This is a genomic window from Nostoc sp. DedQUE02, from assembly GCF_034531035.1.
Classification (GTDB): Bacteria; Cyanobacteriota; Cyanobacteriia; order Cyanobacteriales; family Nostocaceae; genus Nostoc.
Genome location: NZ_JAVRBY020000138.1, coordinates 1 through 2,533, shown reverse-complemented (window position 1 = coordinate 2,533; position 2,533 = coordinate 1). Strand labels below are relative to the sequence as shown.

The window sequence follows — 2,533 nt, the reverse complement described above, 5'->3', positions numbered from 1 at the left end:
GCATTGAGAGCGCTAGATTCAGAAGTGACGGGGTTTAAGGTAAAAACCCCAGCCGGAGATGTTGGCTTCTCCACAGAAAAAGAGAAATTCTCCCTAGCACTGGGAATTGGTGAAATCACAACCAAGACGAAAAGTGACCCTCAACTGCGGGAGAAGCTTAACCAATACCTGGGGCCACAGAAGACCAGACTGCTGGAGGCGATTAATCGAGAACTCCTAGAGCCAGCGATCGCTAAACTAAAGCAGCAGGGTAAAAAAGGATTGGTGGTGATAGTCGATAACCTCGACCGCATAGATAACCGGATTAAGGCGTGGGGTCGTCCGCAGCAAGAATATCTGTTTGTGGATCAGGGGGAGTTTTTGACAAAGCTGAACTGCCATTTAATTTTCACAATGCCGCTATCGTTGAAATTCTCTAATGACTATGGAACGTTGACCCAGCGTTTCCCAGAAGACCCGAAGGTACTGCCGATGGTTCCAGTGCAATGGCCAGACGGCAGTGTGCATCAGCAAGGGATGGCGCTGATAAAGCAGATGGTACTGGCAAGGGCATTTCCCGATTTGCAACCAGAGGAGCGTTTAGACCAGATTAGTGAAATCTTCGACAGTGCAGAAACGCTCTTGCGGCTATGCAGTTTGAGCGGTGGTCATGTGCGAGACTTGCTCAGGTTGCTCAATACTTGGATTCAGGAGGAAATGAGGTTTCCCCTCTCGCGTAAGACATTAGAGCAGGTGATTCGCGCACGTCGCAATGAGATGGCAATGCCGATTTCAGATTCGGAGTGGGAATTGCTGCGTTATGTTAAGCAAAGGAAGAAAGTCAGCGATGACCAAGGATACCAAAAGCTAATCCGTAGTAGATTTGTGTTTGAATATCGAGATGGGGGTGAATCTTGGTTTGATGTCAATCCGATTTTGGCAGAGGCAAGCGAGTTAAGTAATTAAGGGAGCAGTTCACTAGAGAAGGGGAAAGGGTAATATCAATTCGCTTTTACCGTCTTGTAAATAGAAGAATCAGCATATAACTACCTGAAACCCCTGTTTTTTAATTAACTGGTTTCCTTTCCCTTTCCTCTTTCCCCATCTTTTTGATTGAAACTGTATGAGTACACAGCATCCAGTAAATGAACCACAGGATTATGAGCGATCGCTCCAACAGCTAGCTTGGACGCTTCAGGCTTCGGTGGGACAATTTAAGCTGATTTGGGCGCGGTGCAATTACAGCGATTTACGGACTCGCTTGATAGAAAGGTTAAGCGAAATCTCTAAAATTAAGATTCAGGTATTGCAGATCAAAGAATCGGAAAGAACGCTTTTTACTGCAATCCGTGAAAAATTACAGCCAGATACCCAAGCACTGATGATTGTGAGCTGGGAATCACTGCATGATTTACCGCAGATGTTGACAAGTGCTAATCAGGTACGCGAAGAATTTCGCAAAAACTTGTCTATTCCCGTAGTCGTGTGGATTAGCGAAGAAATCCACCACACGATCATGGAGATTGCTCCTGACTTGGAAAGCTGGGGAACTAGCAGAAGTTTTGCGATCGCGCAGCCTGATTTAACCCAATTCATTAAACAACTGGCTGATAAATATTTTAGTAATACTTTAAATTTGAATTTAAATGATTCACTGTTACTTGAATCAGAATTAGCAGCAGCGCAAAGAGAGTTACAAACGGATGATCTTGAGATTGAAGCTAATTTAGCATCATTGCTTGGGTTAGTAAAACAACTGAATAATCAGCTAGATGCTGCTTTAGAATTTTATCAACAAGCTAAAATTATTTGGGAACAGCTACATAATCTAGTTAAACAGAACAAGATTTTAAGTGAAATTGCTTTTTGCCATTATCTCAAAGCTTTAAAAAAATCAGATATTAATCATTCAGATTGGCAAGCTACTCGGCAATCTGCTGAAGAATATATTAACTTTCTCAACGAAGCTCAAAAACCAGATTTTGTAGCCAGTTCTTTCGTGAAATTTGGGAATATTCTACGGGATTTGAAAGAGTGGGATAAGTTAGAGTCATTAGCACAGCAGGATTTAGAGATACATCAAGCTATAAATCAGCCCATCGAATTAGCTAAGGATTATAGTTTTTTAGCACAAGTAGCACTGGCACGAGCGCACTGGCGTGAGGCCAAGCTGTATGCACAGCAGGCTCTAACTGTCTTGTCAGCAATTCCTAATCGTGAATTAATAAATATGGACGGAGTAGGATCACAACTTCCACAAGAGTCTGTGATTGTACATGATTCTAGTCTTTACAAGTATATTTTGGCGCAGGCTGAATATCAATTAGGCGAAATTTCTTCAGCAATTGCAAATTTAGAAGTTGCAAGAGATGGTGTTAGTCCCCTATTGGATTTAAGACAACACCTGAATATTCTCAGTTACTTGCAACGGCTTTACTTTGAGCAAAAGGAATATCTCAAAGCATATAACATCAAACAACACCAGCAGTCTGTTGAACAGCAGTTTGGTTTACGGGCGTTTATTGGTGCTGGTAGATTACAGTCAACTAAGCTT

Annotated in this window: 1 protein-coding gene and 1 pseudogene; both read left to right on the top strand. The window is 42.3% G+C overall.

The window, feature by feature from the left end; genetic code table 11:
• Window positions 1-945, top strand: a 945-nt coding sequence (locus RMX98_RS36155; protein WP_409881978.1) for an ATP-binding protein, incomplete at its 5' end; no start/stop codon positions are given.
• 157 nt (window positions 946-1,102) lie between these two features.
• Window positions 1,103-2,533, top strand: a pseudogene (locus RMX98_RS36150) (hypothetical protein); the annotation flags it as partial.